Genomic DNA, 960 nt, shown 5'->3' on the forward strand with positions numbered 1-960 from the left:
GCCGTTAGTCCTTCGGGTTCTGGTAGTTTGTTTGCGCGGCATGCTGCGGTTAGTGTGTTGGCGAGGAGGCATGCGATTGTCATGGGTCCGACGCCTCCGGGGACGGGGGTGATGGCGCCGGCGTGTTGGGAGGCGCTGGCGTAGTCGACGTCGCCGACAAGGCGGGTTTTGGCGCTGCCATCGTCATTGGCGCCCTTTTCGGGCGCGTCGATGCGGTTGATGCCCACATCGATCACCGTGGCACCCTCTTTGATCCAGTCGCCGGGGACCATTTCCGGGCGACCCACGGCGGCGATCACGATGTCGGCGCGGCGCACCACGTCGGGCAGGTCCTTGGTGCGGGAATGCGCGATGGTCACGGTGCAGCTGTCACCCAGCAGCAGCTGCGCCATCGGCTTGCCAACGATGTTCGACCGGCCAATCACAACCGCATCCATGCCCGACAAGGATCCATGATGGTCGCGCAGCATCATCAGACAACCCAACGGTGTGCAGGGCACCATCGACTTCTGCCCGGTGCCCAGCAGGCCCACATTCGAGATATGGAACCCGTCCACATCCTTGGCCGGATCGATTGAGTTGATCACCAGATCTTCGTTCAGATGCTTGGGCAGCGGCAACTGCACCAGAATGCCATGCACCGCCGGATCAGTGTTCAGCGTGTCGATCAACGCCAGCAGGCCCGCCTCGGAGGTGTCGACATCCAGCTTGTGCTCATACGAGTTCATTCCGACCTCAACGGTCATCTTGCCCTTGGATCGGACATAGACCTGGCTGGCCGGATCCTCGCCCACCAGGACCACGGCCAGGCCCGGCGTGATACCGTTCTCTTCCTTCAGCTTTGCAACCTGATCGGCCACCTGCGCGCGCACCTTGGCGGCAAAGGCCTTCCCGTCGATAACCTGCGCTACCATCCTGTCATCCCTTCTTTCTAAAAACGGATCGGGCGCAGAGCGCGCC

General features: G+C 62.3%; 1 protein-coding gene. It reads right to left on the minus strand.

The genetic code is table 11. The annotated features are described in order from the left end of the window. A partial coding sequence (gene folD / locus Q1B21_RS22290) for a bifunctional methylenetetrahydrofolate dehydrogenase/methenyltetrahydrofolate cyclohydrolase FolD (protein WP_299893263.1) occupies positions 1 to 914 on the minus strand: 914 nt, incomplete at its 3' end. Positions 915 to 960 lie beyond the last annotated feature (46 nt).

This window comes from uncultured Ruegeria sp. (assembly GCF_947504215.1).
Classification (GTDB): Bacteria; Pseudomonadota; Alphaproteobacteria; order Rhodobacterales; family Rhodobacteraceae; genus Ruegeria.